At 63.3% G+C, this 15,214-nt stretch carries 14 protein-coding genes and 1 tRNA gene; 2 read left to right on the forward strand and 13 right to left on the reverse strand.

Annotation, left to right across the window (positions count from 1 at the left end; all coding sequences use genetic code 11):
- Nucleotides 1–2: 2 nt before the first annotated feature.
- The 13 genes from der to RR842_RS02715 form a co-directional block, all read right to left on the reverse strand.
- The gene (der, locus tag RR842_RS02655) at nucleotides 3–1,322 is read right to left on the reverse strand and encodes a ribosome biogenesis GTPase Der (protein ID WP_332513003.1); all 1,320 of its coding nucleotides are present in this window, start codon (nucleotides 1,320–1,322) and stop codon (nucleotides 3–5) included.
- Nucleotides 1,323–1,358: 36 nt separating this feature from the next.
- Nucleotides 1,359–2,762, reverse strand: coding sequence for a DUF512 domain-containing protein (locus tag RR842_RS02660; RefSeq protein ID WP_332513004.1), 1,404 nt, complete (start codon nucleotides 2,760–2,762; stop codon nucleotides 1,359–1,361).
- 129 nt (nucleotides 2,763–2,891) lie between these two features.
- Nucleotides 2,892–3,731 carry a 4-hydroxy-3-methylbut-2-enyl diphosphate reductase gene (gene ispH, locus RR842_RS02665; protein WP_332728935.1) on the reverse strand — a complete coding sequence of 280 codons (840 nt, stop codon included), beginning with the start codon at nucleotides 3,729–3,731 and terminating at the stop codon, nucleotides 2,892–2,894.
- 41 nt (nucleotides 3,732–3,772) lie between these two features.
- Nucleotides 3,773–4,639, reverse strand: a complete 867-nt coding sequence (locus RR842_RS02670) for a lysophospholipid acyltransferase family protein (RefSeq protein ID WP_332728936.1) — start codon at nucleotides 4,637–4,639, stop codon at nucleotides 3,773–3,775.
- Nucleotides 4,636–5,346 carry a (d)CMP kinase gene (gene cmk / locus RR842_RS02675; protein WP_332518171.1) on the reverse strand — a complete coding sequence of 237 codons (711 nt, stop codon included), beginning with the start codon at nucleotides 5,344–5,346 and terminating at the stop codon, nucleotides 4,636–4,638. The genes RR842_RS02670 and cmk overlap by 4 nt, the downstream gene beginning before the upstream one ends.
- Complete coding sequence (gene aroA / locus RR842_RS02680) at nucleotides 5,343–6,680, reverse strand: 3-phosphoshikimate 1-carboxyvinyltransferase (protein WP_332728937.1); 1,338 nt, start codon at nucleotides 6,678–6,680, stop codon at nucleotides 5,343–5,345. The genes cmk and aroA overlap by 4 nt, the downstream gene beginning before the upstream one ends.
- Nucleotides 6,670–7,845 (reverse strand): prephenate dehydrogenase/arogenate dehydrogenase family protein, encoded by a 1,176-nt coding sequence (locus tag RR842_RS02685; protein WP_332513011.1) that lies wholly within the window; start codon nucleotides 7,843–7,845, stop codon nucleotides 6,670–6,672. The genes aroA and RR842_RS02685 overlap by 11 nt, the downstream gene beginning before the upstream one ends.
- A 108-nt stretch (nucleotides 7,846–7,953) precedes the next feature.
- Nucleotides 7,954–8,814: a pseudouridine synthase gene (locus tag RR842_RS02690; protein WP_332513013.1), complete on the reverse strand. Its 861-nt coding sequence runs from the start codon at nucleotides 8,812–8,814 to the stop codon at nucleotides 7,954–7,956.
- Entirely contained in the window at nucleotides 8,807–9,646 is an 840-nt protein-coding gene (scpB, locus tag RR842_RS02695) for an SMC-Scp complex subunit ScpB (protein WP_332553251.1), read from the reverse strand. The genes RR842_RS02690 and scpB overlap by 8 nt, the downstream gene beginning before the upstream one ends.
- Before the next feature lie 121 nt (nucleotides 9,647–9,767).
- The gene (locus RR842_RS02700) at nucleotides 9,768–10,562 is read right to left on the reverse strand and encodes a segregation/condensation protein A (protein WP_332513015.1); all 795 of its coding nucleotides are present in this window, start codon (nucleotides 10,560–10,562) and stop codon (nucleotides 9,768–9,770) included.
- Between the two features lie 9 nt (nucleotides 10,563–10,571).
- Nucleotides 10,572–11,249, reverse strand: a complete 678-nt coding sequence (locus tag RR842_RS02705) for a site-2 protease family protein (protein WP_332513017.1) — start codon at nucleotides 11,247–11,249, stop codon at nucleotides 10,572–10,574.
- A gap of 102 nt (nucleotides 11,250–11,351) precedes the next feature.
- On the reverse strand, nucleotides 11,352–11,813 hold the full coding sequence (locus RR842_RS02710) for a tRNA (cytidine(34)-2'-O)-methyltransferase (RefSeq protein ID WP_332553252.1): 462 nt from the start codon (nucleotides 11,811–11,813) through the stop codon (nucleotides 11,352–11,354).
- A 135-nt stretch (nucleotides 11,814–11,948) separates the two neighbouring features.
- Nucleotides 11,949–14,102, reverse strand: a complete 2,154-nt coding sequence (locus tag RR842_RS02715) for an ABC-F family ATP-binding cassette domain-containing protein (RefSeq protein WP_332728938.1) — start codon at nucleotides 14,100–14,102, stop codon at nucleotides 11,949–11,951.
- A gap of 665 nt (nucleotides 14,103–14,767) precedes the next feature.
- Between RR842_RS02715 and RR842_RS02720 the strand changes: the two genes are divergently transcribed.
- Entirely contained in the window at nucleotides 14,768–14,944 is a 177-nt protein-coding gene (locus RR842_RS02720) for a MerR family transcriptional regulator (protein WP_332513023.1), read from the forward strand.
- Between the two features lie 153 nt (nucleotides 14,945–15,097).
- Nucleotides 15,098–15,172 (forward strand) — tRNA-Val (locus RR842_RS02725).
- Nucleotides 15,173–15,214: the final 42 nt, after the last annotated feature.

A 15,214-nucleotide genomic window follows, 5' to 3' on the forward strand; every position in this document is an offset into this window, starting at 1 on the left:
CCCTAGTCCTTCTTCTTGAATTTCATCTTGATGGGCGTGCCTTCCAGGTCAAAGGCCTCGCGCATGCGGTTTTCCAGGAAACGTTCGAAGTTGTCGGTGACCACGTCGGGGCGGTTCGCAAAGAACGTGAAGAACGGCGGGCGGCATCCCGTCTGCGTGACGTACTTCATGCGCAGGATGACCTTGCCCTTGGTGACGGTATGACCCGACTCCCGGATACCGGCAAGCCAGGTATTCAGCTTGTTCGTGGGGATGGTCTGGCTGAAGTTTTTGTAGGCGGTGTCGAGGGCGTCCCAGATACGGTCGACCTTCTTGCCCGTAAGCGCCGAGATGGCAATGACCGGCGCAAAACCCACGAACATCATGCGGTCGGCGATGCGCTCGCGGATCTCGGCCTTGGCCTCGGGGCCTTCCACCAAATCCCACTTGTTTAGCACGATAACCATGGCGCATCCGCGCTCAAGCGCATAGCCGGCCACGCGCTGGTCCTGGTCGGTAAGCCCGAGCGTGGAATCGACGACCAGCAGCACCACGTCGGCCCGGTCGATGGCGCGCATGGCGCGCACGTAGCCGTAGTACTCTACATCCTCGTCGATCTGGCTCTTGCGACGAAGTCCCGCCGTATCGACAATGGTGTAGCGCGTGCCCTCGTGTACGATATGCGTGTCGATAGCGTCGCGCGTGGTGCCCGCCACATCCGACACGATGGAGCGGTCGTTGGCCGTAAGCCGGTTCGTCAGCGACGACTTGCCCGCATTCGGGCGGCCGATGATGGCGACGTTGATGGACTGCTCGCCCTCGCCGTCCTCTTCGTGCAGCTCGATTTCGCGCAAGGTCTCCACGATGGCATCCAGCAAATCGCCCGTGCCGTGACCGTGCGTGGCCGACACCGCCCAAGGATCTCCCAACCCCAGTTGGTAGAATTCCCACATCTCGTCTTCACGATTCGGGGTGTCCATCTTGTTCACCGCCAAGAACACCGGCTTCTTCGTCTTGCGCAGGATGCGTGCGACCTCTTCGTCGTCGGCGTTGATGCCGGTCTTGCCATCTACGAGAAACACAACGACATCGGCCTCGTTCGCACCGGCAATCGCCTGGTTGCGGATGGAGCCCTGGAAGGCATCGTCGTCACCCATTTCGATGCCGCCGGTATCGACCAACTTGAACGGCACGCCGTTCCAGTCGGCTTCATGGTACGAACGATCGCGGGTGACGCCGCGCATCTCATGTACTATGGCCTCATCGGCCTGGGCTATACGATTCACGAAGGTGGACTTGCCGACATTCGGCCGTCCGACCACCGCAACGAGTGGCAGGGGCATGGTGACACCTCACAGATTGGTTCGGTTAACGTCGAGCTAGCGCCCGACCAGGGTGACGATTTCCCTCAGGAAATCCGTCGCGTTACAGGATACCACGGCAAGCGGCACACCTGCGGCCTTCTCCATATCCTCCAAACTCATGTCATCAAGCGTAACCATGTTGTCATTGAACACGACGCGCGGCATGACGAACAGGAGCCCCTCGCCTCGCGCGCATTCCTCGCGGACGGCGGCGGCCATATCGCAGCCGCAGAGGAGGCCAGTGACATCGACGTTGCCGCCGAAGAACTCGTTTTCCACGAACAGCGGCTCGAACAGCCCCGAGAGCGGGCTTGCCGCAACCAGCGGGCCGAGGAAGTGGCGCGTAGCGCAGCCGGCCACATAACGGACCCGCACATCCGCAGCGCGCAACGCCGCCGCGCAGCGCTCGATCGAGCCGTCGCGCGCAGCCTGCTCCCAATCGTCCACGAACGAGCGGATAATGCCCACACCGTCCTCGAACATGCCGAAGTCGCCGTAGTGCGCCGCGGGCGGCAGGTTGTCTAGCAGTTCGCTTCCATAGGCGTTGTGGTAGAACTCGTCGGCAGGATAGGCCCAGAGCATGCCGCGCTCGGCCAACGCGCGCTCTTGAAAGGGCACGACCAGGTCCATCACGGCGCGCGACGACATCGGGTCGTTGAAGCTGCGGCTAAAGCAGGTCTGGTGCTTGGTGAATCCGAGGGGCACGATGCACACGTCCAGAATGCCGGGGCGATCGTAGGCCCAGGCCAGCGTTTGCTCGAGCACGGCACCGTCGTTCTGGTCCGGTACGAGCACGATCTGCGCATGGAACCGGATGCCGCGCTCCAGCAGGCGCTCAAGCACGTCAATGCCATGCTGCGCATGCTTGCCGATCATGCGGCGGCGCACCTCCGGGTCAGCAGCATGCAGGGACAGGCGCAAAGGCGATATCTGCTGCTCTGCGATGCGTGCCTCGTCCTCAGCGTTCAGGTTCGTGAACGTGACGAACGTGCCGGCAAGGAAACTCAGGCGGAAATCGTCGTCGCGCAGGGTGAGCGAGGGGCGCATGTCCTCGGGCAGCTGGCGCATGAAGCAGAACGTGCAGGCGTTGCGACACTGCTTCACGCCGTCGAACACCACGCCGTCGAATTCAAAGCCCCAATCCTCGCCCGGCTCGCGCACTAACTCCACCTCGCCTGCGTCTCCGTCAAGGTCGATATAGCCGAGCACGACCTCGTCATCGGCGGCCAACCAGCGCCAATCGATGATATCGCGTAGCGGACGGCCATCAACCGAGCTAACGAAACAGCCCGGCTCGAACCCCGCATCGTCGGCAGGACTTTCCGGAACCACGGCTGCCACGAGCGCGCGCGGAGGCTGCGCAGCGCCTCGAAGGCTGCGCATCTCGCGCTCCGCATCGACCGTAGGATAAACGCTCACCCATGAACCTTTCAACAAGAAAAGACAATAAAGTTTATCACAATGCCAACCTGATTAAGGTACCCCTGCTTTCTCATTTGCATCTCATTTGCTGCCACAACATTTCACTCCTGCTTACCACCAGGCTTATCACCAGGCCTCCAGTTGTGCAACCACGGCTTCGATCTGATCTTCAGGCGTCGAGGCCCCCGCGGTCACGCCGACGGTCGTGCAGCCCTCAAACCAGGTGGGATCCAACTCGGCGGGGGCTTCCACGTGATGCGTGCGTGCGCAGGCAGCGGCGCAGATATCAGCTAGGCGCGTGGTGTTCGACGAGTTGCGGCCGCCGATGACCACGATAGCATCCACGCTGTCAGCTAGGGCTGCCGCGGCCTCTTGCCGCTGGCTAGTGGCAAAGCAGATGGTGTTCTTCACCAAAGGCTCGATTCCCCGCTCGGCCAAGGCCGCCACGATAGCGTCGAGCGCCGAGCGGGTCTGCGTGGTCTGCACAACGATGCCCACCGGATCGGCAATGCCAACGGGCAGATCGGCAGGATCGGCCACTACCGACACCGCGCCACCTGCCTCATGCGCATAGGCGACCAGGCCCTCTACCTCGGGATGACCCGCCTCCCCCACTACCACGACATGGCGGCCTTGGGTCGCCAGCGCGGCGGCGGCCTTCTGCGCGCGCATGACGTGCGGACAGGTGGCGTCCACCAGCGGCAGATTCCTCTCGACAACCGAGCGCTTCACCGCGGGCGTCACGCCGTGGCTGCGAATGATGACCGTGCCCCCGTACCCCACCTCCGACACCTCGCCCACGGCGCTGATACCCCGCCGAGCCAGGTCGCTTACCACCTGCGGATTATGTATGAGAGGACCCAGCGTATAGGCGCGACCGCCCTCGCTCACGCTGGCAAGCGCCAAGTCCAAGGCGCGCTGCACGCCGTAACAGGCCCCGGCGAACTCAGCTCTGATCACGTTCATGGAAGCATCCTTTCCCCGGACGACCGCACGCCGCCCGACCCCTATGCCGCCGCAGCAGCCTCCTGCCGCTTGGCCTCGCGCTCTGCCCGCAGGGCAGCCACCAGCTCCTCGGTCGTATGCTCGGGTACCGGGTGGGCGGCGAACACGGCGGTGAAGTCACGGCCGCCGGGGAACAGGGCTGGCATGTCTACCTGCTCGCGGGGAACCCGCTGCGACAGGGCAAAGCATTCGCGCATGGCGTACCAAGTGCAGCCGTCCAGGCGGTCTTCCTTCGGCAGGAAGTCGAAATCGCCCACGAGCAGCGGGCGGCCGTACTCGATGGTAATCTTGGGGAAGCGGAAGCGCTCGCCCTTGCGTTTCACGTTCTCGGCATCGCGCACGGTCATGGGCAAGATCGGGGCCTTCCCCATCTTAGCGATGAAGGCCGCCCCGGAATGGATCTCGGGTGCCATGGAACCCTTGCCGCGGCGCGTGCCCTCGGGCATGATGCCCACGATCTGGCCGGTCTTCAGCATATGCGTAGCGCGCTTTATGGCCGTGCGGTCGGCGGCGTCGCGTTTGATGGGAAACGACCCCACACGGGAGAGAATCTGGCCCACCAGGCCATGCACCTTGGGGTAGAGGTCCTCGCGGCCCATGAAGCGTATCCACTGCTGGGGGCGCGTGGCCAGGTACATGAAGACCACATCCAGAAACGACGTATGGTTGCCGACGACGACCAGGCCGCTCTCGCCCGCGAAACCGCGTATGCTCTCGCGGCCGTCAACGTGGTAGCGGAAGCACACCTTGAATACGGAAGCCAAGAAACCCCAGATGAGGTTGCCTGTCCAACGAGGCGCCTGCTGCTCGTCAGACGTGCCGTCGAAGGGCATGTCCCATATCTTCTTGTACGGGGTGATCAGGCTCATCGCACGCCCTCGCCCACGCTCGCATCCGCCACAGGGGCCCCCTTCGCGCGCGCCATGTCGCAGATACGGCTGATGACCTCCTCGATGTAGCTGCCGGTCGAATCCAAGTGCGCCGCATCCTCGGCGGGTTTCAAGGGCGAAGTGGCACGCGAGGAGTCATGGTCGTCGCGCCGTCGCAGGTCGGTCAAAACTTCTTCGAAATCGATGGACCCGATACCGCGATCGACGTTCTGACGTACGCGGCGGTGAGCCCGCTCCTCGTCCGATGCGGTCAAAAACACTTTCACCTCGGCCTCAGGGAACACGACGGTACCGATGTCGCGCCCCTCCACCACGTAGTCGCCACCGCAGCCGATGCGGCGCTGCTGCTCCACCAGGGCCTCGCGCACCGAAGGTGCCGCCGACACGGGGCTGACGGCACGGTCGATCTCGGCGGTACGGATGGCATCGGTGACGTCGGTGCCGCCGATAGACACCCGCTTGGGCGCCGGGTCGCCCGCCTCGTGGCCGAACGCGATGTCGTGGGTACGTGCCACCGCACCAAGCGACGCATCGTCGTCAAGCGCCACGCCGTCGGCGAGGGCCTGCCAAGCGATAGCGCGGTACATGGCGCCCGTGTCCAGACAGGAGAAACCGAGCTTCTTCGCCACGGCTTTGGCAACCGTGGATTTGCCGGCCCCGCTCGGGCCGTCGATAGCGATGATCATCGTGCCAACCTTTCGATGTCTTCCAAGAACTGCGGATAGCTTATCCTCACGGCGTCAAAGTTCTCCACGCACACAGGCGTGTTGCCGGTGAGCCCCGCGAGCGCCCAGGTCATAGCCAGGCGATGGTCACCCTTCGAGTCCAGGGTGACCCCTTCGGGCACCGCCAGGCCGGGCTGCCCTTCGACGTACAGGTCGTTGCCGTCGATATAGGCTTCCGCTCCCAGGTGCGCCAGCCCTTCGACCACGGCGGCCAGGCGGTCGGTTTCCTTCACGCGCAACTCTCCCACCTCGCGAAACACCGTCACGCCACGGGCAAAGGCGGCGACGAGCGCCAGCACCGGCACCTCGTCGACGATCGAGGCGATCTTCTCGGCCGGCACCTCGCACCCGTGCAGGTTGGCGGTATAGCACACCGAGATGGTGCCGAAGGGCTCCTTGCCAGCGGCACCCGTCCGCTGCACGGACACCTCTGCCCCCATGCGCTCCAGCGTGCGCGTGAAGCCGATGCGCGCCGTATTCAGGCTGACGTTCTCCACCTGGATGGCGCTATCGCGCTTCAATACGGCGGCGCACACCAGGAAAGCAGCCGACGACGGATCGCCAGGCACATGCACCTCGCAGGCTGCGAGGCTCTGCGGTCCGGTCACGCCGGCCGTGCAGTTGGCGGCTGTCGTTGACACGCCGAATTCCGGCAGCATGAGCTCGGTGTGGTTGCGCGAAGGTGCGGGCTCGTTGACGGTAGTCGTGCCCTTCGCGTAGACACCGGCCAGCAGCACAGCGGTCTTCAACTGCGCAGACGCCATAGGGGCATCGTAGGTGAGGGCGCGCAGGCCATGCGTGCCCCTTACCGTGAGGGGCAGCGTTTCGCGGCCTTCGGGTAAAAAGCGCACCCCCATTTTCATAAGAGGGGCGGTGATGCGCCGCATAGGACGGCGGCTGAGCGACTCATCGCCCGTGATCTCCACGGGCACGTCCCACGGTGCCAGCACGCCCATGAGCAGACGGGCCGTAGTGCCCGAGTTGCCGCAGTCCACGGCTCCTTCGGGCTTGCGGGGACCTGCCGCGCCCCAACCGGTAACGCTGCCGGCCAGGCTGCCGTCTGGCTGCTTTTCAAGGGATACCTGCGCGCCCAGCTGCCGGACGGCCGCCATCGATGAGCGCACATCGTCGGAATCCAACACGCCAGCCAAGTGCGACGTGCCTTCTGCCATAGCAGCGAACAGCACGGCACGGTGCGAGATGGATTTGTCGCCCGGCACGGTGGCTACGCCGTGCAACGGTGCGGATAGGGGCGGTATCATGGTCGAGGCGGGGCAGACAGGATCATGCGACATGGGTGTGCTCCTTCGCGGAAAGCGGGCTGAACGATACCGAGAAGCCGGCATTGATGAGCTGGGAGGATAGCTGGCCGACGTCGCCCTCGTCAGTGAGCACTAGGCTCAAGACCGCGCTGTCGGCCGTGATATGGTCGATCTCGATGGATTGGATGTTGCAGCCGACGGAGCTCGCGATAGTGGTGACCTCGGCCACGACACCGGTGCGGTCTTCCATGGGAATACGCACTTCGAGCAGCTTTTCCGTGGAAGGGACCCAGGCCGCGGGCAAGGCACGGCGGGCTTCGGCGGACTCGGCAAGCAGCGCCGTCATGCGCGGGCGGTCGCCCGCAGCAAGCGCGTCTTCGAACGAGGCGATGATGCCCTGCATCTCGCAGAGGCCTGCCGCGAGCGCGTCGGCGTTATCGAAGGCGATGCCGCACCACAGTTCCGGCGAGCCGGCGGCAATGCGCGTGGAGTCCTTGAAGCCGCCTGCGGCAAGGCGCATGAGCGCCTGCTGGTCGTCGGCATGGCGACACGCTAGCTGCACCAGCGAGGACGCCATGATATGCGGCACATGGCTGACGACGGCCACCGCTTGGTCGTGATCCTCGCGCGGCAGCGCGATGACGCGCGCTCCCAGGGAGGTGACCAGCTCGTGCAGGCGCGGGAAGTGCTCGGCCGGCGTGGCGGCATCGGGGCAAAGTATCCAATGCGCACCCTGGAACAAGTCAGCGCGCGCACCGTCGATGCCGTTCACCTCGGAGCCCGCCATGGGGTGCCCCGGCACATAGTTCTGCGGATACGGCAAAAGCGCGGCGGCACTGCGGGCGATACCGGCCTTCGTGGAGGCGGTATCCGTAACGATGCCCCGGTAATCCCAAGCAGCCAAAAGCTTGAAGTAGTCCTCGACCACGCCCACCGGCACCGCCAGAACCACCAGGTCGCACTCGTCCCTCACGAACCGCTCGAACGCCGGGTCGTCAGGCGCAGCGGCCCCATTCGTCCAACCGCGCTCTTGGGCCGAAGTACGCGTATGTGCATCCACGTCCACACCGAACACCTCGATGTCGGGCTGGGCGGCACGTAGGGCAGCCGCGAACGACGCGCCCACCAGCCCCAGGCCCACCAGGGCGATACGGCGGATGCCCCGATGGCTACCCTGCTGGTTTTGCGATCCTGTCATGGGTGGGAAGACCGCCCTTTCCTCACGTGTCGTATACGGGACGCACCTTTTCCGCGTGCGCTCCCTCATCGGCTATTCTAGCATTATCGGCGGGTGTTCACCGACCGTTCACGAGCGGCCTGGCGCCTGGCCCAACGCAGCAACCTCACCTGCGTCCAGCTGCCTCCACTCCCCTCGGGGCAGGTCGCCCAGCTGCAGCGGACCGAACGTGTCGCGATGCAGTGCCAGCACCGGATGCCCGATGGCATCGAGCATTCTTCTGACCTGACGCTTCCTGCCCTCATGTAAGCCAATGCGCACCACGGATCGCTCCTTCGCCCGCGCCGAGCAGGCACGCGCATACTGACGGGAAGCGCACGGAGGCACAACAGGAGGTACGTCCAAGGCGGCAAGCGCACGCTGCGCCCGATCGCCCTCGAGCAGCTCCACCTCCGCCGGAAGCGTCGGGCCGTCGTCCAGCTCGATGCCCTCGCGCAGATGCGCCAGCTGTCCGGGCGTGGGTATGCCCTCCACCAGCGCCGTGTAGGACTTCGTCACATGCCCGCTCGGACGCAGCAAAGCATGGCCCAGCTCTCCGTCGGTAGAAAACAGCAAAAGCCCCGTCGTATCGCGGTCGAGCCGTCCGATAGGGAACAGCCCCGGATACTGCCGCACCGGCACAAGCCCCGCCACCGTAGGGCGTTCCTGCGGGTCGGACATGGTGGTGACGACGCCCGCAGGCTTGTGCAGCATGAGCGTAACCGGGCCATCGGCAAGCCGCACGACCACGCCATCCACCGCCACCTCGTCTACCAGCGGGTCCACCTTGCTGCCCAGCTCGGTGACGACGATGCCGTTCACGGCAACGCGTCCTGCCGTCATCAGGTTCTCGGAACCGCGACGGCTGGCCGCACCTGCCCGCGCCAGGAACTTCTGCAGGCGCATGGGCACGATGCGGTCCTGGCCTCCCGCCTCCGCCACGCTACTCATCGTCCGTCTCGAAGGTAAGGCTGTCAAAGTCGATCTTCTCCACTAAGCCGAAGCTCGCGGCCATGGCACCGGCAAGCAGGCCTTGAGCCGAAGTGCTCGGTTCCGTACCGGCCGGGTGCACGGACGCTGCCGGCTGCTTGGCAGGCTGCGCGTCTGCGCCTTCGTCGTCGAAGTCGAATACGAGGCCGTCGAAGCCGTCGCCGTCGGCCGCTTCCGCCTTTTGCACCAGCGCCTCCTCGGAGACGTACACCGGCTCGCGCGTGGCAGACAGGCGCTCGCGGATGAACGCGCGTGTCTCGTCGTCGGGTGCGAACTGGTCCAAGTCGGGCAGATCCGACACCGAGCGCAGGCCGAACTTCTCTAGGAACCCCCGCGTGGTGGCGTACAGCGTCGGGTTGCCGGGGGTGTCAGCCGTGCCAGCTTCGCGCACCAGGCCTTTCTCCACCAGCGAGTTGAGGGAGCTGTCGGAGTTCACGCCACGTACCGAAGCTATGCCACCCCGCGTGACCGGCTGGCTGTACGCCACCACGGCCAACGTCTCCATAGCTGCCTGCGAGAGCTTGCGCGTATCCCACGACAGCACGTATTTCTCTATCAGCTCATGGTAGACCGGATGCGTGTACAGCCTCCATCCGCCGGCCACCTCGCGCAGCTGAATGCCGCGCTCATCGGCCTCGAAGCGCGTCCGCAAATCCACCAGCGCACGCTCCACCGCACCCGGCTCCACTTCCAGCATGTCGGAAAGCGCGATAGTGCCCACCGGCTCGTCGGTCACGAACAAAAGCGCTTCGACGGCACCGGCGATCTGGTTTTCCTGTAGTCCCTGGAACATAGCCTTCTATTCCTTTTCCTTCGCAAAAGCGGGCGCTCGCTCCAAGCCCGCCAAGTTTTGGCCCTGCGCATTGCTTTCCACCATCGACCTGCCCACCTGCGCGCATTGCCGCGTACGTTCCCTATTCCTCTTCGCCCACCGAAGTCAGCGCATCATCACCGGTAAGCATTAAGTCGCCCGAACCTTCGATATAGCAGATATCAATGTCACCGAACTGCTCAACCTGCTCGATCTTCACCATAGCGCGCTTGTAGAGCTCCAGCACGGCCAAAAACGTGACCACCACCACCGGCAGCGGCGTGCGGTCGTCCACCAACTCCGAGAAACTCAGGTTTTTCTTGTTGCGTATACGCGCATGGATGGCGCGCACGTGCACCTCCACCGGAATGGGCTTCGCAGCGATATGCTCGGACTCCAGCAGAAACACCTCGCGGCGCGCGTAAGCCTGGGCCGCCAGCAGCGCCAAGCCGTCCAGCGTGACGCTTTTCAGATAGTCCGGCATCAGGTTCAGGAAGCACGCATCCGGCCCGAACGGACGAGCATGCATGCGACCCTCAGCCACAAAGCGTGCCAACAGCGTAGAGGCGGCGTTCTTGTACTGCTTGTAGACAAGCAGTCGCTCGACCAGCATATCGCGCGCGTCGCTGGGTGCAAGCTCGGCCAGCTCGTCATCCACCGCATCGCGCTCGCGCGGGATGAGGCTTTCCGCCTTGATTTCCAGCAGAGTGGAGGCCACGAGCAGAAAGTCGCTGGCAACATCTAAGTCGAGGTTGTCCATGCGGCGCATCTCGGCTAGGTACTGGTCGGCAATCTGCGTGATGGAAATGGCACCGATATCCACCTTCTGGCGACTGACCAGGTACAGCAGAAGATCGAACGGCCCTTCAAAGCTGTCTATGCGAACCTTGTAAGACACGCTGACCGCTTATTTTCCGAACGAGAACAAGAAATCGAACACGTTGCCCGCCGTGAAGTCCAGGTAGATGCCGATGGGATTGAACTTCAAGATATAGGGCACCACGATAATCACGATCATGAAGATAGGAAATGCGTACTGCTGCACCTTGTAGTAGGTAGGCAGGTACTTCCGCGGCAGGATGAACGCGAAGATAGACGAGCCGTCCAGCGGCGGGATGGGCAGCAGGTTGAAGAACATAAGATAGAGGTTGATCAGCGAGAACATAGGCAAGAACATGGTGTAGAAGTAATAGAACAGCTGGTTTTGCGCCAGTTGGTTCACCGGCAGCACAAACGACATCACCGTGAACACCAGCGCGCCGAAGATAGCCAGCACAAGGTTCGCCGCAGGACCGGCAAGCCCCACGATGAGATCGCCCTTCTTAGGGTCCTTGAAGTAAGCAGGATTGTAGGGCACCGGCTTCGCGTAGCCGAACACGGGCATGTTCATGGCCATGAGCAGAAGCGGCATGATGACCGTACCGAACGGATCGATGTGCTTCAACGGGTTGAACGAGAGCCTGCCCGCGCGCTTCGCCGTCGGGTCTCCCAGTTTGTAGGCCGCAAACCCGTGCATGGCCTCGTGGCACACGATAGCGGGAATGAAGCTAAGCAGAGAGCAGATGAGGTAAGGTATCGATATCATAGTGCCGACCAGTCTAGCGCAATGAACCCCACCCGCCATGCGGGCAGGGGAAATTTCACAAGTTCGGACAAACGGGGAAGCTCGGCTGAAGACCGGCAGCGTCTACCTCAGCTGCGGCCACCCCTGCTGGCGCAGGGCCTCGTAAGCAGCGACAGCCACGGCGTTCGAGAGGTTCAGGCTGCGCAGGCCTTCGCGCATGGGAATACGCACGCAGCGGTTCGCATAGGCCTCGACGAGCCACAGGTCGAGCCCACGGCTCTCGCGACCGAACACCAGGAAGGCTTCGTCGCCGTAGGATGCGTCGGCGAAGCTGCGCCGCGCCTGGCCGGTGAACAGGTGCAACTCGTCTGCGCCGTGCGCCTCGAAGAACGCGTCAGCACACGGCCACTGCACGATATCTACCTCGTCCCAGTAGTCGCACCCGGCACGCTCGAGGTTTCTCTGCGTAAGGCGGAAGCCCATCGGCTCAACCAGGTGCAAGCGTGCGCCGATGCACGCACAGGTGCGGGCGATGTTGCCCGTGTTCTGAGGGATCTCCGGTTCGACCAAAACGATGTTGAGCATCAAAATCCTTTCGCATGCGCAGAGCGGCAAAACCAGGACATACCCCCTACCGTTATACCAGGGTCTTGCAGACCCGATCGAACGGCTTGGGCAGCACCCTCGCCACTTTCCCCGCAGCGAGGGGCCCCACCCCGTCTACGCCTGCTCCTGCTGCTTCGCCATCTCCTCTTCCAGCTCTTCGGTGAGCAGGAACCACTCCTCTTCAGTCGCGGACAGGCGCTGTTTGAGCCTGGTATGCTCGGCCACCGCATCGGAGGACACGTCCTCGTTCACGTAGAACGCCGGGTCGGCCATAAGCTCCAGCAACTCGGCCATACGCTCGTTGTCGCGCGCCATCTGGCGGTCCAGCTCGGCGATGCGCTTGCGGTGGTTCTTGAGCGCGGCGTAGGCGCGGTTGCGCGCCTCGGCCTCGCGGCGTTTCTGCTCTTTGGTCTTAGGCGAGCTCGCGCGCGGAGCCGTCAGCTCGACGGCGGGCGAAGACGCCGCCTCCTTGCCTGCCGAACGGTCGCGGCGATTCACGTTCACGACGGTTTTGGCGCTCCCGGCCTTTCCCGCCCCGCGCTCGCCAGATGCCCCCGAGCCAGCCTTGGCCGATCCCTTGCCAGACGTCTTGCCTGACCCCGACTTGTCCGTTTTCTTGCCGCCCTCGCCCATGACCTCGTCCACCAGCGAGCACGCCTCCGGCGGCGGGCCGTCCAGCTGGCCGCTCTTGAACAGGTAGTAGTCGTAGTCGCCGTCGTAGTTCGTCACGCGGCCGGGCTCCACCTCAACGACGCGGTTGGCCACGCCGCGGATGAGGTGCCGGTCGTGCGTGATGAACAGGATAGTGCCCTCGAACGCGCGCAGAGCCTGCTCCAAGATGTCGGCGCTGGCAATGTCCAGGTGGTTGGTCGGCTCGTCCAAACACAGCAGCGGGCGCGGGGCCACGAGCATCTTCGCAAGCGCCAGACGGCTCTTCTCGCCGCCCGAGAGCACGCTCACACGCTTGTCCACGGCGTCTCCCGTGAACAGGAAGGCGCCCAAAAGCGTGCGTACCTGGGAGATAGTCCAGCCGGGCGCCACGCGGTCCAGCTCCTCGAACACGGAGTTGCCGGGATGCAGCTCTTCGAGCTGGTGCTGCGCGTAGTAGGTCTTCGTCACGTGCACGCCATACTCGATGCTGCCCGCGTCGGGGGCCATAGCGCCCGCAATCATCTTCAGCAGCGTGGACTTGCCGGCACCGTTGGGACCGACCAGCGCGATCTTGTCTCCGCGGTATACGGTGAAGTCGAAGTTGTCGTACACCTTCTTGTCGCCGAAGTGCTTGGCAAGCCCTCGTGCGCGCACCACCTCATCACCCGTACGAGGAGGCTGCTTGAAGTTGAAGCGAACCTTCTTCTTCTCTTCGGGAATCTCGATGCGCTTGATCTTCTCCAGCTTCTTCACCCGGTCCTGCACCTGCTTGGACTTCGTGGGCTTATAGCGGAACTTCTCGATGAACGCCTCCATGTGCGCGATCTCCTCGGCCTGCTTGGCCGCCTCGGCGCGCAGGCGTTCTAGGTTCTCCTCGCGCATGCGCAGGTAGGCCGAGTAGTTGCCCTTGTACAAGATCACCTGACCGTTATCCACCTCGGCCACGCGGTCGACCATGTTGTCCATGAACGCACGGTCGTGGCTGACCACGACGACGGTGCCGGTATAGCCGCGCAGGAAGCCCTCAAGCCACTTCACGCTCTCGAGGTCCAGGTGGTTCGTCGGCTCGTCAAGCAGCAGCACCTCGGGGTTGCGGATGAGCAGCTTCACCAGTGCGATACGCATCTGCCAGCCGCCGGAGAACTCGGTGGTGACGCGGGCAAGGTCGGCCTCCTTGAAACCAAGCCCGAACATGACGCTGCGTACCTTTGCCTCGATGGTGTAGCCGCCTAGCACTTCGTAGGCATCGCGGGCACGTCCCGCAGCCGCAAGCTGCTGGGCGGTAGGATCGTCGCCGAGGGCTGCTTCCAGTCGATGTAGGTGCTGCTCTGCTTCCAACACTTCTACCTGGGAGGACAGCACTTCTTCAAAGATAGCCCTATCGGGCATCTCGATGGCTTCCTGCTCCAGATAGCCCACGCGCGCGCCTTTGGCGAACAGCACGCGACCCTCGTCGGCATCTTCCATACCCGCTACAATGTTGAGCAGCGTGGTCTTGCCGGCACCGTTCGGGCCGACCAACGCCAGACGCTCGTATTCTTCGAGGCGAAACGTCACGTCGTGGAAAAGCTGGCGCCCTCCGAACGACTTGGATATATGTTCGAGCTGCATGATCATAGTGCGCGCGTACTTTCTGCTTGGGGTGGTTTTTGCTCGGCGGACATCTCGGGAACCGACAACGCCGTTACTCGCCCGCCTGGCGGCTCGTACCTACTCGGCCAGCCGCAACTTGTCTATGATAGCGGAAGAAGCCACCTTGTGCGAAGCGGCTTCCCCGATCTACGACAAGCGACTACAACGCGCACGCCACGAAGGGAGACGCCGCTCTATGACGACGAATCCGAACACCAGCATACATGACCTGCGTCTTCGGCAAGGTTCCCCGGCAACCAAGCAAACAGGGTCGCACACAGCAGGGTCGCTCGTAGCCGCCGCCTTCATCGTCGCCGTCTCCTTCATTGCTCGGCGGTTCTACCGCTGACAAGCGTCGCACCCTGTAGGTTTCTCGAATATCCCCCACATGCTCAGGCCCCGTTTGAAGAGTGCTCGCAGGACAGGCCAGCATTGCCGTCTTTGCACAGGTTGGCGCAGCTACCAGCATGTTTTTTCGCCCAGTCCGCTTCCTTTCGCTTTCGCTTTCATCCTCGTCTGGACCGAAGCCATCCTCTTCTCTGGAGCACGCTCCACATCAAACAGTTTTGGAAAAGAAAATTTCATCGGCTTCTCTTGACTTCGAGCCTGCTCCAAGTGGTTCAATAGCGTCTACGCGAAAGGACTCGCACATGAAAACCGCCGAAATGAGTAAAATTTACGGGATGAGCGCCGATACGCTGCGCTATTACGAGCGTATCGACCTTTTGCCGGACGTGACGCGCAATCCCAGCGGCATCCGCAACTATAGCGAACAGGACTGCGCACGCATCCAGTTTGTGAAGTGCATGCGCGGCGACGAGCAGTAGCGGCAAACCGTCGCCGCGCCATCGCAGCAGCAGCTCAGGGCACTCCGTTCGCCCCAAGTTTTGAAGATTCCTCCACGACCGGCCAAATCCACCCTTGCGCATCAGGCCAACTACCGGTAGAATATCCAAACGTTGCGCAGCGCAGCACAGTACGGTCGCTTGGCTCAGCGGGAGAGCATCGCCTTCACACGGCGGGGGTCACAGGTTCAAATCCTGTAGCGACCACCAGAAACTTGCAGGTCATCGGGGTAAAAGCCGGTGGCCTTTTCA

Source organism: Gordonibacter sp. (genome assembly GCF_036667095.1).
Taxonomy (GTDB): Bacteria; Actinomycetota; Coriobacteriia; order Coriobacteriales; family Eggerthellaceae; genus Gordonibacter.

Bases quoted from the DNA above. Each gene is read 5' to 3' on its own strand.
- ispH (WP_332728935.1), bottom strand. From the start codon at position 3,731: ATGAACGTGATCAGAGCTGAGTTCGCCGGGGCCTGTTACGGCGTGCAG.
- RR842_RS02690 (WP_332513013.1), bottom strand. From the start codon at position 8,814: ATGAGTAGCGTGGCGGAGGCGGGAGGCCAGGACCGCATCGTGCCCATG.
- cmk (WP_332518171.1), bottom strand. From the start codon at position 5,346: ATGATCATCGCTATCGACGGCCCGAGCGGGGCCGGCAAATCCACGGTT.
- RR842_RS02720 (WP_332513023.1), top strand. From the start codon at position 14,768: ATGAAAACCGCCGAAATGAGTAAAATTTACGGGATGAGCGCCGATACG.
- RR842_RS02685 (WP_332513011.1), bottom strand. From the start codon at position 7,845: ATGACAGGATCGCAAAACCAGCAGGGTAGCCATCGGGGCATCCGCCGT.
- scpB (WP_332553251.1), bottom strand. From the start codon at position 9,646: ATGTTCCAGGGACTACAGGAAAACCAGATCGCCGGTGCCGTCGAAGCG.
- RR842_RS02670 (WP_332728936.1), bottom strand. From the start codon at position 4,639: ATGAGCCTGATCACCCCGTACAAGAAGATATGGGACATGCCCTTCGAC.
- RR842_RS02710 (WP_332553252.1), bottom strand. From the start codon at position 11,813: ATGCTCAACATCGTTTTGGTCGAACCGGAGATCCCTCAGAACACGGGC.
- aroA (WP_332728937.1), bottom strand. From the start codon at position 6,680: ATGTCGCATGATCCTGTCTGCCCCGCCTCGACCATGATACCGCCCCTA.
- der (WP_332513003.1), bottom strand. From the start codon at position 1,322: ATGCCCCTGCCACTCGTTGCGGTGGTCGGACGGCCGAATGTCGGCAAG.
- RR842_RS02715 (WP_332728938.1), bottom strand. From the start codon at position 14,102: ATGATCATGCAGCTCGAACATATATCCAAGTCGTTCGGAGGGCGCCAG.
- RR842_RS02705 (WP_332513017.1), bottom strand. From the start codon at position 11,249: ATGATATCGATACCTTACCTCATCTGCTCTCTGCTTAGCTTCATTCCC.